Source organism: Cupriavidus sp. GW821-FHT02F09 (assembly GCF_059421605.1).
The window spans coordinates 73,915-90,555 of the sequence record NZ_JBWKVH010000027.1; the positions used below are offsets into that span (position 1 = coordinate 73,915).

12 protein-coding genes are annotated in these 16,641 nt (G+C 67.3%); 8 read left to right on the top strand and 4 right to left on the bottom strand.

The genetic code is table 11. The annotated features are described in order from the left end of the window. Nucleotides 1-149 precede the first annotated feature (149 nt). The 3 genes from AC07XB_RS25695 (at nucleotide 150) to mdtD (ending at nucleotide 6,081) form a co-directional block, all read left to right on the top strand. Nucleotides 150-2,351 (top strand): PQQ-dependent dehydrogenase, methanol/ethanol family, encoded by a 2,202-nt coding sequence (locus tag AC07XB_RS25695; RefSeq protein ID WP_492372989.1) that lies wholly within the window; start codon nucleotides 150-152, stop codon nucleotides 2,349-2,351. A gap of 145 nt (nucleotides 2,352-2,496) precedes the next feature. Then, complete coding sequence (locus tag AC07XB_RS25700) at nucleotides 2,497-4,527, top strand: TonB-dependent receptor family protein (RefSeq protein ID WP_492829694.1); 2,031 nt, start codon at nucleotides 2,497-2,499, stop codon at nucleotides 4,525-4,527. A 117-nt stretch (nucleotides 4,528-4,644) separates the two neighbouring features. Continuing rightward, nucleotides 4,645-6,081, top strand: coding sequence for a multidrug transporter subunit MdtD (mdtD, locus tag AC07XB_RS25705; protein ID WP_492812945.1), 1,437 nt, complete (start codon nucleotides 4,645-4,647; stop codon nucleotides 6,079-6,081). 7 nt (nucleotides 6,082-6,088) lie between these two features. On the opposite strand, the gene AC07XB_RS25710 is transcribed toward mdtD, so the two are convergent. Then, complete coding sequence (locus tag AC07XB_RS25710) at nucleotides 6,089-7,039, bottom strand: LysR substrate-binding domain-containing protein (RefSeq protein WP_492372985.1); 951 nt, start codon at nucleotides 7,037-7,039, stop codon at nucleotides 6,089-6,091. Between the two features lie 95 nt (nucleotides 7,040-7,134). Between AC07XB_RS25710 and pcaH the strand changes: the two genes are divergently transcribed. The 4 genes from pcaH (at nucleotide 7,135) to pcaDC (ending at nucleotide 11,237) form a co-directional block, all read left to right on the top strand. Further along, nucleotides 7,135-7,860 (top strand): protocatechuate 3,4-dioxygenase subunit beta, encoded by a 726-nt coding sequence (gene pcaH / locus AC07XB_RS25715; protein ID WP_043355917.1) that lies wholly within the window; start codon nucleotides 7,135-7,137, stop codon nucleotides 7,858-7,860. 3 nt (nucleotides 7,861-7,863) lie between these two features. Next, entirely contained in the window at nucleotides 7,864-8,442 is a 579-nt protein-coding gene (gene pcaG / locus AC07XB_RS25720; protein ID WP_492372984.1) for a protocatechuate 3,4-dioxygenase subunit alpha, read from the top strand. A gap of 107 nt (nucleotides 8,443-8,549) precedes the next feature. After that, entirely contained in the window at nucleotides 8,550-9,926 is a 1,377-nt protein-coding gene (locus AC07XB_RS25725; protein ID WP_492829637.1) for a 3-carboxy-cis,cis-muconate cycloisomerase, read from the top strand. Between the two features lie 108 nt (nucleotides 9,927-10,034). Next, the gene (gene pcaDC / locus AC07XB_RS25730; RefSeq protein WP_492829635.1) at nucleotides 10,035-11,237 is read left to right on the top strand and encodes a bifunctional 3-oxoadipate enol-lactonase/4-carboxymuconolactone decarboxylase PcaDC; all 1,203 of its coding nucleotides are present in this window, start codon (nucleotides 10,035-10,037) and stop codon (nucleotides 11,235-11,237) included. Between the two features lie 960 nt (nucleotides 11,238-12,197). Here the strand turns inward: pcaDC and AC07XB_RS25735 are convergent. Continuing rightward, nucleotides 12,198-13,007 (bottom strand): glutamate racemase, encoded by an 810-nt coding sequence (locus AC07XB_RS25735; RefSeq protein ID WP_492832928.1) that lies wholly within the window; start codon nucleotides 13,005-13,007, stop codon nucleotides 12,198-12,200. 89 nt (nucleotides 13,008-13,096) lie between these two features. On the opposite strand from AC07XB_RS25735, the gene pdxR reads away from it, so the two are divergent. Then, nucleotides 13,097-14,602 (top strand): MocR-like pyridoxine biosynthesis transcription factor PdxR, encoded by a 1,506-nt coding sequence (gene pdxR, locus AC07XB_RS25740; protein WP_492832930.1) that lies wholly within the window; start codon nucleotides 13,097-13,099, stop codon nucleotides 14,600-14,602. On the opposite strand, the gene AC07XB_RS25745 is transcribed toward pdxR, so the two are convergent. Together AC07XB_RS25745 and AC07XB_RS25750 are read right to left on the bottom strand one after the other, a co-directional pair. After that, entirely contained in the window at nucleotides 14,545-15,657 is a 1,113-nt protein-coding gene (locus AC07XB_RS25745; RefSeq protein WP_492832932.1) for a 3,4-dihydroxy-2-butanone-4-phosphate synthase, read from the bottom strand. The two genes, pdxR and AC07XB_RS25745, sit on opposite strands and share 58 nt — an antisense overlap. Beyond that, nucleotides 15,654-16,601: an alpha/beta hydrolase gene (locus AC07XB_RS25750; protein ID WP_492832934.1), complete on the bottom strand. Its 948-nt coding sequence runs from the start codon at nucleotides 16,599-16,601 to the stop codon at nucleotides 15,654-15,656. Before AC07XB_RS25750 ends, AC07XB_RS25745 begins: the two co-directional genes overlap by 4 nt. Between the last annotated feature and the right edge of the window lie 40 nt (nucleotides 16,602-16,641).

Below are 16,641 nucleotides of genomic sequence, written 5' to 3' on the forward strand. Positions count from 1 at the left end.
CCGAGTGGGTAAAACCTACCCCTGCGGCCATTCTTAGGTCTGCTGCAATCCGGTGGCGCGACGGGCGATGTCCGTCGCGCCATTGGCCAGCCGCTGGCATAGAACCAGCCTGGCTTCCCCCGAAGAAGAAGTAAAAAAGAGGAGACACAATGAGCCAAGAACCCGAGCGGGTTATCTCCTGCTGGCCGCGCGTTGCGCAGCGCGCTGGCAATCAAGCAGGCCTGTCACGCAAGGTGGCAGTGCTGGTAGCGGGGCTGGCGGCGTTCTCGCTGGCGGCGGCGCAGGCCAAGCCGCCGGCCAAGGTGGCCAGCGCCGATCACATCCGTAGCGTCACCCGAAGCGTCGACGGCGCCTTCATCGAAGGCAACGCCGCCAAGACACCCGACTGGCCCAGCTACGGCCTGGACTACGCGGAAACCCGCTTCAGCCGGCTCTCGCAGATCAATGCCGACAACGTGAAGGACCTCGGGCTGGCCTGGTCCTACGATCTCGAATCCACGCGCGGGGTGGAAGCCACGCCGCTGGTAGTCAACGGCATCATGTACGTCAGCGCGTCGTGGAGCGTGGTGCATGCCATCGACACCCGCAGCGGCAAGCGCATCTGGACCTTCGACCCGAAGGTCGACAAGTCGATTGGCTACAAGGGCTGTTGCGACGTGGTCAATCGTGGCGTGGCGCTGTACCAGGGCAAGGTCTTTGTCGCCTCCTACGATGGCCGCCTGATCGCGCTCGATGCCGGCAGCGGCCGCAAGCTGTGGGAGAAGGACACCATCATCGACCGCACCCACTCGTACACCATCACCGGCGCGCCGCGGGTGTTCAAGGGCAAGGTCATCATCGGCAACGGCGGTGCGGAGTACGGCGTGCGCGGCTATATCACCGCCTACGATGCCGGCACCGGCGAGCAGAAATGGCGCTGGTTCACCGTGCCCGGCGACCCCAGCAAGCCGTTCGAGGACGAGTCGATGGCCAAGGCGGCCAAGACCTGGGACCCGGCCGGCAAGTACTGGGAAGCCGGAGGCGGCGGCACCGCATGGGACACGCTGGCCTTCGACCCCGAGCTCAACCTGATGTACGTGGGCACCGGCAACGGCTCGCCCTGGTCGCGCAGCAAGCGCAGCCCGGCCGGCGGAGACAACCTTTACCTGGCCTCCATCGTCGCGCTGGATCCGGATACCGGCAAATACGTCTGGCACTACCAGGAGACGCCCGGCGACAACTGGGACTACACCTCCACCCAGCCCATGATCCTGGCCGACCTGAATATTGGCGGCAAGGCGCGCAAGGTCATCCTGCACGCGCCCAAGAACGGCTTTTTCTTCGTCATCGACCGTACCAACGGCCAGTTCATCTCGGCCAAGAACTTCGTCGATGTGAACTGGGCCAGTGGCTACGACCAGAACGGACGCCCGATCGAGCTGCCGGAGGCACGCGCCACCGACAAGCCCTATGACGCCATCCCCGGGCCCTACGGCGCGCACAACTGGCATCCGATGTCGTTCAACCCGCAGACCGGCCTGGTCTACCTGCCCGCGCAGCATGTGCCGCTCAACCTGATGGACGACAAGAACTGGACGTTCAACGGCAAGCAGCCCGGCCAGCCGCACGGCAACGTGGGATGGAACACGGCCAAGTTCCTCAATGCAGAGCCGCCCACCAGCCAGCCCTTCGGGCGCCTGATCGCCTGGGACCCGGTGCAGCAAAAGGCCGTCTGGACGCAGGAGCAGGTCTCGCCGTGGAACGGCGGCACGCTCACCACCGCCGGCAACCTCGTGTTCCAGGGCACGGCCGATGGCCGCTTCATCGCCTACAACGCCGCCACCGGTGCGAAGCTGTGGGAGTCGCCCACGGGCACCGGCGTGATCGCGGCGCCCGTGAGCTATCTGGTGGACGGCAAGCAGTACGTGTCCGTCGCCGTCGGCTGGGGGGGCGTCTACGGGCAGGCCCAGCGCGCCACCGAGCGCCAGGGGCCGGGCACCGTCTACACCTTCGCGGTTGGCGGCAAGGCGCCGATGCCGGCCTTCGTGCAGTACCGCGCGGGTGAACTGCTGTCGGGCGTGAAGTACGACCCGGCCAACGTCGCGGCCGGCACGGCGCTCTACGTCAGCAACTGCGTGCTCTGCCATGGCGTGCCCGGTGTGGACCGCGGCGGCAATATTCCCAACCTCGGCTATATGAATACCGCCTATATTCAAAATCTCGACAAGTTCATCTTCAAGGGACCCGCCATGGCGCGCGGCATGCCAGACTTCACCGGCAAGCTGAGCGCGGACGATGTCGAGAAGATCAAGGCATTTATCCAGGGCACCGCAGACGCCATCCGGCCCAAGGCCCAGGCAATGGCCAAGTAGCAACCGGGCAGGTCGCCCGCGCAGCAGCAAAGGAAGCAATCAACAAACTCAGGGCAGGGATATGGCAGGCAACAAGGGCGGTGGGCGAAGCAGGAAACCGGTTTCCGCAGAGGCTTCGCACCGCCTGTGCTGCCTGGCGGCGGCGATGCTTACCGCCGCGCCCGGCGCGGCTTTTGCCGAGGAAATGCTGCCGGACGTGGTGGTGAGCGTCAGCCGCGCCGAGCAAAAGCGCTTTGACGCGCCGGCCGCAATCGACAGCGTTCCCGTCGATTCGCTGAGCACGCCCAGCCCATTGATCAATCTGTCTGAGCTGTTGCCGCTCGTGCCCGGCGTGGCTGCGCGCGAGCGGCAGAATTACGCGCAAGACCTGCAGCTTGCGGTGCGCGGCTTCGGCAGCCGCTCCACATTCGGTGTGCGCGGCGTGCGGCTGTTCGTGGACGGCATACCAGCCACCATGCCGGACGGGCAGGGCCAGGCCTCCACCGCCGATCTCACCAATGCCAGCCGCATCGAGGTGTTGCGCGGCCCCTTTGCCCAGCTCTACGGCAATGCGTCGGGCGGTGTCGTGCAGATTTTCACGCCCGATCCACCCAAGGCGCCGATGGCGCGCGCCACCACCGGGTTCGGCTCCGACGGGCAATGGATGGCCGGCGTGACGGTGGGCGGCGGCAACGACAAGATCGGCGGCGTGCTGGATGCATGGACGTTCGAGACCGACGGCTACCGCGACCACAGCGCGGCCCGGCGCCGTCAGCTCAACGCCAAGGTGGTGGCAGAGCCGGTCACCGGCACCCGTGTCACGCTGTTGTTCAACGCCTTCGACCAGCCCCAGACGCAGGACCCGCTCGGCCTCACGCGTGCCCAGGCCGACGCCAACCCGCGCCAGGTCGTGCCGCTGGCCACCCAGTTCAATACCCGCAAGACCGTCCGGCAGAACCAGGGCGGCGTGCTGGTCGAGCAGCGCCTGAGCGAGCAGGACAACCTTGAATTCCGCCTCTATGGCGGCACCCGCGAGCTCACCCAGTACCTGGGCTTCAGCGGCATCGCGCCCTCGTCGGCGGGCGGCATCGTGGATATCGACAGATCCTACGGCGGCGGTGCGATGTCCTGGCACCACAACACCACGGTAGCCGGACTGCCGTTGCTATGGAGCGCCGGCGTGGACGCCGACGGCATGCGCGACGCGCGCACCGGCTTCGTGAACCAGAACGGCACGCAGGGCGCGCTGCGCCGCGACGAAACCGACAAGGCCGGCAGCCTGGGCGCCTTCGGCCAGTTCGACTGGACCTGGAGTCCCTCCTGGCGGCTGGTCGGCGGCGTGCGCGCCAGCCAGGTCAAGCTGCGCATCGACGATCATTACATCACCGCCGCCAGCCCCGACGACAGCGGCACCGCCACCTACAACAACGTCAGCCCGGTGCTCGGCGTGGTCTGGCAGGCGGTGGACTCGCTCAATGTCTACGCCAACCTTGGCCGCGGCTTCGAAACCCCGACGCTGACCGAAGTCGCCTACGGCCGCGGCGGCATCGGCACCAACCTCGGGCTGCAGCCCTCCACCAGCCGCCAGGGCGAGATCGGCGTCAAATGGCAAGGCAAAGGGCAACGGCTGGAAGCCGCGGTGTTCGACGCCGGCAGCCACAACGAGATCGTGCCGCTGTCCAACGACAACGGCCGCTCCGTCTACCAGAACGTCAACGGTGTGCACCGGCGCGGTCTGGAGCTGGGATGGCGCGGCACCTACGGCCCCGGCGAGCGCTACGGCACCGGCCTGGCCTACACCTGGCTCGACGCCTATTTTGGCGACGCCTTTCGCAATGCGCAGGGCGCAACGGTAGCCTCTGGCAACCGCCTGCCCGGCACCGCTCGCCACAGCCTGTTCGCCGAGGCCACGTACAAGCCGGTAGCCGACCTCACGCTGGGCGTGGAGATGCGCGTGGAAGGGCGCGTGTTCGCCGACGACCTCAACACGCAATATGCGCCGGGCTATGCCACCTTCAACCTGCGCGCCGGCTATAACTTCCGCGTGGGGCGCATGCGCTGGTATGCCTATGGCCGCATCGACAATATTGCCGACCGGCATTACATCGGGTCGGTGATCGTAAACGAGAGCAATGGCCGGTATTTCGAGCCGGCGCCGGGGCGGCGGTTTTTTGTGGGGCTGCGGGCGGAGATCTGAAGGCGGGCGGCATGCATGCCTTGCCGTGCGGATGTCGTCGGCATCGGCACCGGGCCCGTGGTCGCTGGTCTACACTATCCCGACAGCCGCCCCAGCGCCGTTCTACGCCCACATTCCATGCAAGACACCACTCCGCTCGCCACCGACGACCGCACCCGCAGGATCATGCTGTGGGTGGTCGCCATCGGTTTCTTCATGCAGACGCTGGATTCCACGATCGTCAACACGGCATTGCCTTCGATGGCCAGGAGCCTGGGGGAGAGCCCGCTGCGGATGCAGTCGGTGATCATCGCCTACTCGCTGACCATGGCGGTGATCATTCCGGCGTCGGGCTGGCTGGCGGACCGTTTTGGTACCCGCACCATCTTCCAGACGGCCATCGTGCTGTTTGTCGTTGGCTCGCTGGCTTGCGCCTATTCCAATAGCCTGACCTGGCTGGTGGTCTCGCGGGTGGTGCAGGGCGTGGGTGGCGCGATGTTGCTGCCGGTGGGGCGGCTGGCGGTGCTGCGCACGTTCCCGCGGGACCAGTACCTGCAGGCGCTCAGCTTTGTGGCGATTCCGGGCATGGTGGGGCCGCTGATCGGGCCGACGCTGGGGGGCTGGCTGACCCAGACCTTTTCCTGGCACTGGATCTTCCTGATCAATGTGCCGGTGGGGCTGCTAGGGGGGCTGGCCACCATGCGCTACATGCCCAACGCGCGCCTGCACGGGGTGGCGCCGTTCGACCTGAGCGGTTACCTGTTGCTCGCGATCTCGATGCTGACGATTTCGTTTTCGCTGGATGGCCTGGCGGAGCTTGGCTTCGAGCATGCCACCGTGCTGATGCTGCTGATTGCCAGCATGGCTTCACTCACGGCTTACGTCCTGCACGCGTCGCGGCGGCGGCGGCCGCTGTTTGCGCTGCGGCTGTTTCGCATCCATACCTTCAGCGTGGGGCTGCTGGGCAACCTGTTTGCGCGCATCGGCAACGGCGCCATGCCGTTCCTGATCCCGCTGACGCTGCAGGTCAGCCTGGGTTACTCGCCGTTCCAGGCGGGCATGATGATGCTGCCGATCACGGCGGCGGGCATGGCGTCCAAGCGGCTTGCCACGAGCCTGATCGAGCGTCATGGCTATCGCAAGGTGCTGGTCACCAATACCTTTCTCGTGGGGCTGGCGATGGCGTCGTTCGCGCTGATCTCACCCACCCAGCCGCTGGCGCTGGTACTGGTGCAGCTGGCGCTGTTCGGGATGGTCAATTCGATCCAGTTCACCGCCATGAACACGGTCACGCTGAAGGACCTCGGCACGGCCGGCGCTAGCGGCGGCAACAGCCTGCTGTCGATGGTGCAGATGCTGTCGATGAGCCTGGCGGTGACGTCGGCCGGCGCGTTGCTGGCGACCTTCCAGGGCACCTTTGGCCGCCACGGCGCCACCAGCGCGCTGCCGGCGTTCCATGCCACGTTTATCTGCGTAGGGCTGATTACCTCGGCCTCTGCGTGGATCTTCCTGCAACTGTCGCCGGACGTGGCCCGTCCGGCCGGCAAGGGCGTCGAGGACGCGACGGAGATGTAGCCGCCGGCTATGCCCTCGTTTTGCCAGCCAGCCCGTGCGAGCGTGCCGCGGCGCGCTCGCGCAGGTCCTGCACAAAGGCCTCGGCGGCGGCGCCGAGCTCGCGGCCGCCCTGGCGCAACAGCCCGACCGGTTCCTCGCTGCCTTGGCCGGAGATGGGCAGCAGCACCAGTTCGCCGCTTTCCAGCGCCTGGCGCATGGCGCAGCGCGGCGCCAGCCAGATGGCGTCGGATTTCAGGGCGACCAACTGGCCCAGGTAAGCGTCCGAGGTCTCTAGCACACCCGGTGGCAGCATGAAGCCGTGCCGGGCCAGCAGGCTCTCGGCGCTGTGCCGTGGTGCCGAGCCTTGCGCGGGGACCACCAGCTGGCAAGCCATGATCTCCGTCAGGGAAGGGGGCGCTTTCGCCAGCGCGTGGCCCTTGCGCACGGCGAGCAGCAGTGGCTCGGCGTCCAGCATTTCAAACCAGAGTCCCTCCATCACCGTCGGATTGTCCATGCGGCCGATGGCGATATCGAGCACGTCGGCCTTCAGCCAGTCGATCAGCGTGCGGTTCATGCCCGTCTGCACCGCCAGGCCCACGTCCGGATGCGTGCGGCGAAAGGCCAGCACGGCTTCCTGCAGCAGGTCGGGCACGACGCTGGGCAGGGCGCCGACGCGGATGTGCTCCAGGCCCGCGGCGTGCGCACCGGTCACGCTGACCGCGGCTTCGTCCAGGTCTTCCAGCACGCGCAGGGCGTGGCGCAGGAAGCGCTGGCCCAGCTCGGTCAGCTCGGTGCCCGCCCGGCCGCGGGCCAGCAAACGTGCGCCAAGCAGCGCTTCCAGCTCGGTCAGGGTCTTGGATACGGCGGGTTGGCTGAGGCCCAGCTGCTCCCCGGCCTGGCCCAGGTGCTGGGTTTGCGCCACGGCCACGAAGCAATGCAGGTGGCGCAGGCGGACACGGTTGCGGAAGGGCGGCAGCATATCTAAAAGTTATGCAAATAGTCAAAAAACTCAATATACATGCGCCGTGACTGCAAATAAAGTAATGAAAATTCCACCCCACGGAGACACGTATCATGGCCGACTCGCCCATCAAGCTGCCGCCAGGGCTGGCGCAATATCGCCGCCACTACTGGGACACCCAGCCGGAATACCGCTTTGACCCCTACGGTTCCACAGCGCTGCGCTCGCCCAACGAGCCGCTGGTGGCGCTGAACCAGACCCTGTCCGAGGTCACCGGCCCGCTGTTCGGCGCCGAGTTCGTGCGCAACGGCGACAGCGACCTTACCGCCGGCCACGCCGGGGAACCCATCGGTGAGCGCATCCTGGTCAGCGGCCGCGTGCTCGATGAAAACGGCCGTCCCGTGCCGAACGCGCTGATCGAGGTCTGGCAGGCCAATGCCGCTGGCCGCTACGTGCACAAGCGGGACCAGCACGACGCGCCGCTCGATCCCAATTTCACCGGCGAAGGCCGCGCGGTGACCGACGCACAGGGCCGTTACCAGTTCAAGACCATCAAGCCGGGCGCCTATCCCTGGCGTAACCACCACAACGCCTGGCGGCCGCAGCATATCCATTTCTCGCTGTTCGGCAACGCCTATGCCACGCGGCTGGTGACGCAGATGTATTTCCCGGGCGACCCGCTGCTCGCCTTCGATCCCATCTTCAATTGCGTGCCCGACGCCAAGGCGCGCGATCGCCTGGTGTCCACCTTCGACTGGGAAACCACGGTCCCCGAGTACGCGCTCGGCTACCGTTTCGATATCGTGCTGCGTGGCCGCGATGCCACGCCGATGGAGTAAGCCATGTTGTACGCCACCGCATCCCAGACCGTTGGACCCTACCTGCATATCGGCCTGTCCGGCCTTGACCGCGCCGACCTGACCGCCGAGGCGCCGGCACTGACGGGCGAGCGCATCGTGATCGAAGGCCGCGTGATCGACGGCAAGGGCGATCCCGTGCCCGACGGCATGGTCGAAATCTGGCAAGCCAACCCGGCCGGCCGCTACCGCCACCCCGACGATGCGCGCGACGGCGCCGAGACGGCGCTGGTGCCTGGCTTCACCGGTTTTGGCCGGCTGCCGACCGGGCCCGACGGCAGCTTCCGCTTCGTCACCGTCAAGCCAGGCCCCGTGCCCGGCCCCGACGGCCGGCCGCAGGCGCCGCATATCGTCGTCTCGCTGTTCATGCGCGGCCTGCTCAAGCACTTGTCCACGCGCCTATACTTCCCGGACGAAGCGCAGGCCAACGCCCGCGACTGGGCGTTGTCGCAGGTGCCCGCCGCGCGCCGCCACACGCTGGTGGCGCAGCAGACAGGCGCAGGCAGGCTGCAATGGCAGGTAGTGCTGCAAGGCCAGGACGAGACGGTCTTCTTCGACATCTGATCCCGCGCGCAGCCATTGCCAGCGCGCCCGCGCTGAACCAAGCCCCGGCGCCGGGCCCATCGTGGCCCGGCGCTGGGGTTTTTCCATGCCGATGCGAACCTCTTTCGATGCCGACTTCATCCCGACTGACCGACCCGATGTTCGGCAGCGCCGCCACGCTGGCCGCTTTCTCCGATATGGCAACCGTGCAGCGCATGCTCGATTTTGAAGCCGCGCTGGCGCGCGCCGAAGCCAGCTGCGGGGTCATCCCCGTGGACGCCGCCGAGGCGATCGCCGCCACCTGCCGCGCCGGCGAGATCGACTTCGACGCGCTGGCCGCCGCCGCCGTGGCAGGCGGCAACCTTGCCATTCCTCTGGTCAAGCAGCTCACCGCCCGCGTGGCCGCGCGCGACGCGCAAGCCGCGCGCTACGTGCACTGGGGCGCCACCAGCCAGGACGCGATCGACACCGGCATGGTGCTGCAATTGCGTGAAGCCTTGCAGGCGGTCGACGCCGATCTCAAGGCCCTTGGCCATGCCTGCGCGGCGCTCGCCACGCAGCACCGCGACACGCCGATGGTGGCGCGCACCTGGCTGCAGCACGCGCTGCCCACCACCTTTGGCCTCAAGGCCGCCGGCTGGCTCGATGCCCTGCGCCGCGACCTGCGCCGCCTCGACACCACGCGCACGCAGGCCGCCACGCTGCAATTCGGTGGCGCCGCCGGCACGCTGGCTAGCCTGGGCGCCGAGGCGCCGGCAGTGGCAACGGCGCTTGGCCGCGCGCTCTCGCTGGCGGTGGCGCCCACGCCCTGGCATGCCTACCGGGACCGCATGGTCGAGGTAGCCACCACGCTCGGCATGCTCACCGGCACGCTGGGCAAAGTCGCCCGCGACGTGTCGCTGATGATGCAAACGGAAGTCGCCGAGGTCGCGGAGCCCACCGGCCCCGGGCGCGGCGGCTCCAGCACCATGCCGCACAAGCGCAACCCGGTTGGCTGCGCCGCCGTGCTCACCGCCGCCGTGCGCGTGCCGCCGCTGGTGGCGACCATGCTGGCCGGCATGGTGCAGGAGCACGAGCGCGCGCTGGGCGGCTGGCAGGCGGAATGGGACACCTTGCCGCAAATCGTCACGCTGGCAGCAGGGGCATTGCGGCAGATGCTGGAAGTGGTGGGAGGATTGCAGGTGGATGCCGCGCGCATGCGCGCCAACCTGGGTGTGACGCACGGGCTGATCCTGGCGGAAGCCGCCATGCTGGAACTCGGCGGCAAGATTGGCCGGCTGCCCGCGCATCACCTGGTGGAAGGCGCCTGCCGGCGGGCCGTTGCCGAAGGCACGACATTGCGCGAAGCCCTGGGCGCGACCCTGGCCGAGGACGCAGCGCATGCGGGGTTGATGGATGCGGCGGCGCTGGACCGGGTTTGCGATCCGGCCAATTATGCCGGGCAGGCAGCGGGATTCGTCGATGCGGTCCTGGCGGCCTGGCGGCAGGAAGCTGGCCAGCATTGAGCGTCCCGGGAACCCAGCCACAGGCGCTTGAGGGACACACGAAGAACACACGAAGAACACACGAAGAACACGTAACTGAATCGCAAACCGAATTCTCTGGAGACCACCTTGCCCTTCATCACCCACGCCGGCAACCGCCTCTTCTACACTCTGGAAGGCCCGGCATCCGCGCCCGTCCTCATCTTCTCCAACTCGCTGGGCACTGACCACACCATGTGGGCGCCGCAGGCCGAAGCGCTGGGCCAGCAATTCCGCATCCTGCGCTACGACACCCGCGGCCACGGCCAGTCCGCATTGCCCCCGGGCCCGAGCAGCGTGGCGGAACTGGGCAGCGACGTCATCGCCCTGATGGATGCCCTGCAGATCCAGAAGGCCGCCTTCTGCGGCTTGTCGATGGGCGGCCTCACCGGCATGTGGCTGGGCGTGAACGCACCGCAGCGCTTTACCCGCATCGTGCTGGCCAACACCGCGCCCAAGATCGGCACGCCCGAGGCGTGGAACACGCGCATCGAAGGCGTGCTGCGCGACGGCATGACGCCGCTGGTTGAAGGCTCGTTGCAGCGCTGGTTCACGCCTGCCTTCGTCAGCGCCGCCGGCAATCAACTGGACGACCTGCGCCAGGTGCTGACCGGCCTCGATGCCCGGGGCTATGCCGCCAACTGCGCCGCGGTGCGCGACGCCGACCTGCGCGAAGCGGTCAAGACGATTCCCGTGCCGGTGCTGGTGATTGCCGGCAGCGCGGACCCGTCCACGACCGCGGCGGAAGGGCGCGCCCTGGCCGACGCCATTCCGGGTGCGCGTTATCTCGAGCTGGAAGCGGCCCACTTGTCCAACCGCGAACAGCCCGCGCGCTTCACCGAGGCGTTGCTGGACTTCCTGGGCGGCGAGGCGCAACAGCCCGCCAGCCGTCCCGCCAACGATGGCGAGCGCTACCAGGCCGGCCTGGCCGTGCGCCGCGCGGTGCTGGGCAGCGCCCACGTGGATCGCTCGCTGGCCAAGCTCAACCCGCTGACCGAAGAGTTCCAGAACCTGATCACGCGCTATGCATGGGGCGAGATCTGGACGCGCGAAGGCTTGCCGCGCCATTCGCGTAGCTTGATCACCATCGCCATGATGGTGGCGCTTAACCGCGGCGAAGAGCTCAAGCTGCATTTGCGCGCCGCGGCTAACAACAAGGTTAGCCGCGACGAGGTCAAGGAAGTGCTATTGCAGACCGCTATTTATTGTGGCGTGCCGGCGGCTAATTCGGCTTTTCATATGGCGGAGGAGGTGTTTGCTGAGGAGGATTTGAAGGGGTTGAAGGGTTTGTAAGCGGCGGTGGCATCTTGCACCCAAGGTGCCATACGATATCGCTCTGCTGGGTTGGTCGCTGTTTCTTTGTACGGCGATGGTTTTTGGACCCAAGAGCCATACGACATCCCCCTGCGGGGGCTGCCGGTCACTCTTCTTTGCGTCGGCAAAGAAGACTAACGAGAAGAAAGCCGACCCTGCCGGGAGCAGAGCAATGAGGCTTATGTGGGGCGGTGGTTTCGTCGTACGGCCCGGAGTGTTGGCTGGCCTTTGCCATACCGGCTTGGAGGTCATCTCTACGGCATGACCCAATGGTCACGTCGTGGTGTCCCTGATCGCTTTGCTCGGTGCGCGTTCGGGCATCTGCCGTTCGCGGTACGCAGTGCCACGATCCTGCCGGCCCTGGTGGTTTCGTGGTTTTGTCTCTGACGGCGGGCGCCCGGCCATTTGATGCCCTGCCGTACCGGCGCGAGCGGCACCTTGCTTCATCCCCCTCTGGTTTCGTAGTGGGCACCGTGGCCCGTGCGCGAGGGCCGCGCTCACACCCACGGCGCTCGTCCTCCGAGACAAAACCACGAAACCAGCCACACCCGAAACGGCGCAGCACTTCGCCCCGCGAACGGCAGATGTGTGAATGGTCACCGCAAGCGAGGTCAGGGGCTGCACGACGTAACCCATAGGTCATGCAGAAATGATGTCCTTGGGGCCGGTAGGATTCGCTAGCCAACACTCCTGGCCGTACGACGCAACCACCGAGGCTCAGGAGCCTTATTGCTCTGCTCCCGGCAGGGTCGGCTTTCTTCTCGTTAGTCTTCTTTGCCGACGCAAAGAAGAGTGACCGGCAGCCCCCGCAGGGGGATGTCGTATGGCTTTTGGGTGCAAGAGCCAACGCCGCTCAAACAAACAGCGACCAACCCCGCAGGCAGATGTCGTACGGCCCTTGGGTCCAAAAACCAACGCCGTTCAAAGAAGCGACCACCCCTAAATCCCCTCCCCAACCACCACCACATCCAACTCAATCCCCATACCCGCCAACATCAAACGAAAATCCAACACCGTATGCATCCGGTTCTCCGTAACCGCACAAACAACCCGGCCAGTGCCGGTTGTCGATAGCGGCGCAAGCGCTTCCACCGCGGCGCGTACCGGATCGACGAAGGCCTTGCCGGGAAACAGCCGCTGGAAATAATCGCTGAGCCAGGGCAGGTGCGTGGACGACAAGGTAAAGACGTCGATCTCCGGGTGCGTGGCGAGGATAGCGCGCACAAATGCATCGACTTCGGCGCCGGTGCGCGCGGCATCGGTCAGGAACGCCCCCGACTCCACCAGCTCGACCAGCGCGGAGGCATTGAACGAGAACGCTTGCCCGCGCCCCCGGCTGGCCGCCGCGATATACGCGCCAAGCTCGGCGCTTTCCACCAACGATCGCACCCCCAGCACCCCGATTTGCCCGGACTTCGACAGCGCCAGGGCCTCGGCAACCGGCGGCACCACGCCAAATAGCGGCACGCTGGCGGTGCGGCGCAAATCCTCCAGCACGGTGACCGAGGGTGCGTTGGACGCCATCAGGATGGCGCTCGCCCCTAGCCCCTGCAGGCGTTGCACGGCTTGCGCGGTGGCGTCCAGCAAGGCCTGCCTGTCCTTGCCGCCATAGGGAAAGCTGGCGCGGTCGGCGAGATAGATCAGGTCCTGGTTCGGGAAGCGTTCCTGCAGGAGGCGGACGGCGGCATAGCTGCCGATGCCGGCATCGAAGACACCAATGGGTTGATGCAATGTGGCGAAGGGTTCCATGACGATTCAGTGAGTGGGTTCGCAAGGACTATCGCGCCAGATTGGTACAATTAAAAGTGCCGAATCAAGCAATTTTAATTGGGCCATTTATGCCGAAGATGCGGGACGCCGAAGTGCTGGACCTGGCTGTGCTGCCAAGGAGTGCGGGCGAAGCCAAGCAAGCGTGGGTGTATCGCAGCATCCGCCAGGCCATCCTTGGCGGCAGCCTGCCGCGCGGCGCGCGGCTTGCGTCGACCCGTACGCTGGCGGCGCGCTGGGCGGTGTCGCGGGGGATTGTCGAACTGGCGTTCGAGCAGTTGCGCCTGGAGGGCTATATATCGAGCCGGGTCGGCTCGGGCTCGCGCGTGAGCGCCAGGCTGCCTGAAGAGTTCTCGCTGCAGGAAATCAGCCACCCCGGGGCGCAGTCCATTGCTCCCCCGACAGCCGTGGCGCTGCCGACGCGCGTCGTGGCGGGCCTGCCGTTCGTGGCCCGCCTGGCCGATCCCGCCTTGTTTCCACTCGACGAATGGCGAAGCCATGTGAGCCGCGTACTGCGGTCGTTGTCCGCCCAACAACTAGGCGACGACGATCCCTGCGGCGACCTCGCACTGCGCGGGGAAATCGCCGCCTACCTGCGGGCGACCCGCGGCATTCGGTGCGACGCCGGGCAACTGATGATCGTGACCGGTATCCGGCAAGCCATCGACCTGGCTGCCCGCGTGGTGTTGCGCGAGCAGGGCCGCGTGCTGCTGGAGGATCCGGCCTATCTGTCGGCGGTACCGCTCTTCAGCTTGTCCTCGCCGCGCATTTCGCCGGTGCGGGTCGATGAGGAGGGCATCTCGATGGATGGCATCCGCCAGCATGCGGATGCTGCGCTGGTGTACGTCACGCCCGCTCACCAGGCGCCGCTGGGCCTGACGATGTCCGTGAGCCGGCGGCTGGCGTTGCTCGACTGGGCAAAGGCGCATGACGCCTGGGTCCTGGAGGACGACTACGACAGCGAGTTCAACTACAGCCGCGCGCCGCTGCCCGCGCTCAAGGCGCTGGATCATGCTGATCGCGTGATCCACTGCGGTAGTTTCAACAAGAGCCTCTATGCGTCGCTGCGCATTGGCTACGTGGTGATGCCGGACGCCTTGCGGCCCGCGCTGCGCCAGTTGCGTGCTACCACCGGGCGCTCCAACAGCCTGGTTGAGCAGCTGGCGCTGGCGTCCTTTATCCGCTCCGGTGCGCTGTCTCGCCACCTGCGCGTCTCCCGGAGCGTGTACCTGCGCCGCCGCGATATCGTGCTGGCGGAACTGCGCGCGGTGCTGGGCGAGCACCTGCGTGTCAGCGGCGAGCACGCCGGGTTTCACTTCGTGTTGTGGTTGCCGGAAGGCATCGGCGAGCACGATGTGGTGCAAGCCTGCGCCGGCGCGAAGCTGACGCTGCAGGGATTGGGCGAGTTCTGCCGGGAGCGGGCAATGCCGCCAGCGCTGGTGATCGGTTACGCCGCCGCGCAGGACGAGGTGCTGCGCGACGCGGCGAGACGGCTGGCGCGGGAGATAGCCGCACTGGCTCAGGCCGGCGGCACGAACTCGGTGACCTCCAGCTCGAATCCCGCGATATTGCGATAGGGCACCGGCTGGCTCAGCAGCCGCAGCTTGCGCGCACCCTGGTCTCGCAGGATCTGCGCCCCCACGCCCAGCGCGCGCTGCGCGAACGATGGCGGCGCGGGCTGTCCCTTGTCTTGACCCAGGCGGGAGACCTGTTCGAGTAGCTGGTGAGGCGGCTCGCGTTCGGCCAGCAAGACCAGGATGCCGCAGCCCTCCGTGCCGATACGCGCCAGCGATCGTGCCAGGTTCCAGCCCGGCGCGAACTCTGCCTGGTTTTGCGCTGGCTCGAACGCGAGCACATCGCGTAAGGTCTCCACCGTCTGCACGCGCGTCAGCACCGGCTTGCCCAGCTCCGGCCGGCCCAGCACCAGCGCCAGGTGCACCGCGTCGAGGGGCGCGTCGTAGTACGCATGCACCGCGAACTCGCCGTAGGGCGTGGCCAGCCGGCCGCTCTGGCTGCGGCGCAGCGCGCCCTCCACCAGCAGGCGATGATGGATCAGGTCGCTGATCGCGCAGACCATCAGGCCGTGCTCGCGGGCGAAGGCCAGCAGCGCGGCGCCGCGCAACAACTCGCCGGCATCGTCCAGCAACACTGTGTAGGCGCCCGCGGCCTCGCGCCCGGCCAGCCTTGGCAGATCCGAACAGGCTTCGGCAAAGCCGGCGCGGCGCAGCACGCCGTCTGGTTGCGCCACGATGGGAAAGACGTGCCCTGGCTGGACCAGGTGGCCGGCGCTCGCATGCGCGGCGCTGGCCACGCGCATCGTCAGCGCACGGTCGGCGGCGCAGATGCCGGTGGAGACGCCTTCCACCGCTTCGATCGACACGGTGAACGGCTCACGCTGTTTGCCTGCGCCCGCCATCATCGGCAAGCTCAACCGCCGCCGCCTGGATTCGGTGATGGCTAGGCAGACCAGGCCGCGCGCGTGCGCCGCCATGAAGTTGACGTCGGCCTCGCTGACCTGGTCCGCCGCAACCAGCACGCAGCCGCTGGCTTGCTCGGTGTCGTCCTCGAAGACCACGACCCGCTGGCCGGTGGCGATGGCGCGCAGCACGTCGCCGATCGGTGTGGCGCTCATGCCGCCTCCCGCTCGTCGGCAAAGGCGGCGCGCAAGGCTGCCGCCGCCAGGTCGATTGCCGCGTCGGCTGCCTCCAGCAAGCCCTGCATGCTCATGAAGCCGTGAATCTGCCCAGGCCAGCGATGGATGGCGGCAGCCACGCCGGCATGCTGCATGGCGGCGCCGTAGGCCTCGCCCTGGTCGCGCAGGGGGTCGAATTCGGCGGTGATGATGGTGGCCGGTGCCACGCCCGCCAGTTCGCGCTCGCGCAGCGGGCTGGCGCGTACATCGGCGGCATGGCGCGGGTCGGGTGGCTCGGGGAGATAGTGGCGGGCATACCAGCGCAACATGTCCTCGGTCAGGAAGCAGCCTTGCGCGAAGGTGCGCCAGCTGCCGGATTCATCCGCGCAATCCAGGTAGGGATAAAGCAGCAACTGGTGGCGCAGCGCCACGCTGCCACGCAATTGCTGGCACGCAACCGCGGCCAGATTGCCGCCCGCGCTGTCGCCGGCGACAGCCAGCCTGTCCGGCAGCGCGCCCAGCTCAGCGGCGTGCGCCGCGCTCCAGCGCAGCGCCGCGCAGGCATCGTCGGCAGCCGCGGGAAAGCGTGCCTCCGGCGCCAGCCGGTAGCCGACCGACAGCACCAGGGTGCCCGCGCGGTTCGCCAGCGAGCGGCAGATATTGTGGTGTGTATCGATTCCGCAGGTGACGAAGCCGCCGCCGTGGAAGAACACCGTGAGCGGCCAGGGGCCATTGCCATGTGGGCGGTAGAGGCGGGCGGGCAAGGGGCCGGCGGCGCCGGCCACGCGCAGTTCGCGTTCTTCCGCGACCGCATCCCCCGGCGCGAACGCGGGGTGCGCGGCCAGCACGGCGCGGTAGGCGTCTGGCGTGATGGTGGTGAAGTCGAGTGGCGGGAACTGCGCCATGGCGTTGAGCAGGGCGCGTACTTGCGGGTCGAATTGCATTGGTTTTTCCTGATGCGGACGGGAGGAAGTGCAGGGGTGC

Coding starts and splice junctions, on each gene's coding strand:
- AC07XB_RS25695 (WP_492372989.1), top strand. CDS start 150: ATGAGCCAAGAACCCGAGCGGGTTATCTCCTGCTGGCCGCGCGTTGCG.
- AC07XB_RS25700 (WP_492829694.1), top strand. CDS start 2,497: ATGCTTACCGCCGCGCCCGGCGCGGCTTTTGCCGAGGAAATGCTGCCG.
- mdtD (WP_492812945.1), top strand. CDS start 4,645: ATGCAAGACACCACTCCGCTCGCCACCGACGACCGCACCCGCAGGATC.
- AC07XB_RS25710 (WP_492372985.1), bottom strand. CDS start 7,039: ATGCTGCCGCCCTTCCGCAACCGTGTCCGCCTGCGCCACCTGCATTGC.
- pcaH (WP_043355917.1), top strand. CDS start 7,135: ATGGCCGACTCGCCCATCAAGCTGCCGCCAGGGCTGGCGCAATATCGC.
- pcaG (WP_492372984.1), top strand. CDS start 7,864: ATGTTGTACGCCACCGCATCCCAGACCGTTGGACCCTACCTGCATATC.
- AC07XB_RS25725 (WP_492829637.1), top strand. CDS start 8,550: ATGCCGACTTCATCCCGACTGACCGACCCGATGTTCGGCAGCGCCGCC.
- AC07XB_RS25735 (WP_492832928.1), bottom strand. CDS start 13,007: ATGGAACCCTTCGCCACATTGCATCAACCCATTGGTGTCTTCGATGCC.
- pdxR (WP_492832930.1), top strand. CDS start 13,097: ATGCCGAAGATGCGGGACGCCGAAGTGCTGGACCTGGCTGTGCTGCCA.
- AC07XB_RS25745 (WP_492832932.1), bottom strand. CDS start 15,657: ATGAGCGCCACACCGATCGGCGACGTGCTGCGCGCCATCGCCACCGGC.
- AC07XB_RS25750 (WP_492832934.1), bottom strand. CDS start 16,601: ATGCAATTCGACCCGCAAGTACGCGCCCTGCTCAACGCCATGGCGCAG.